Below are 471 nucleotides of genomic sequence, written 5' to 3'. Positions count from 1 at the left end.
CCACCAGTCGCACCGACTCGGGGAGGGGCTTGTGCGCAGCACGGCACACCACGCGGACGTGATCATCATCGGGGCCGGGATCGCCGGCCTGTCAGCGGCCCATCTGCTGACCCGGGCAGGGGTCGGCGTCAGTGTTCTGGAGGCGGCCCCCACCGTGGGCGGCCGGCTGGTCACCCGTGAGGTGGACGGCTTCCGCCTCGACCTGCTCGGCCCCCTGCTCTGCGCCTCCTGGCCGGAGCTGACCGGCACCCCGGGGCTCGGCGCCCCGGAACTCCGGGAGTTCGCCCCCGGGGTGCTGGTGCACAGCGAGGGCCGCCGCCATCGCACCGCCGACCTACGGAGCGCGAGGGGCGCACTCAGAGCCGTACGCACCCGGTCGAGCGCCCCCCACCTCGCGCCGGGCGGGTCCGGGAGCGATCTGCGGCTCGTCTCGCGGGCGGGCCTCGGCGGCAGAGGCGCCGAGCCCGGCAC

Annotated in this window: 1 protein-coding gene; it reads left to right on the top strand. The window is 76.4% G+C overall.

Features of this window, described 5'->3' with window-relative positions; genetic code table 11:
• Window positions 1-31: 31 nt before the first annotated feature.
• The coding region (locus tag V2J85_RS40500) for an FAD-dependent oxidoreductase (RefSeq protein ID WP_330824375.1) at window positions 32-471 on the top strand (440 nt) is incomplete at its 3' end.

It is taken from the genome of Streptomyces bugieae (assembly GCF_036352915.1).
Classification (GTDB): Bacteria; Actinomycetota; Actinomycetes; order Streptomycetales; family Streptomycetaceae; genus Streptomyces; species Streptomyces endophytica.
The sequence above is the reverse complement of the archived record's forward strand: the minus strand, read 5'-3'. Positions and strand labels throughout refer to the sequence as shown.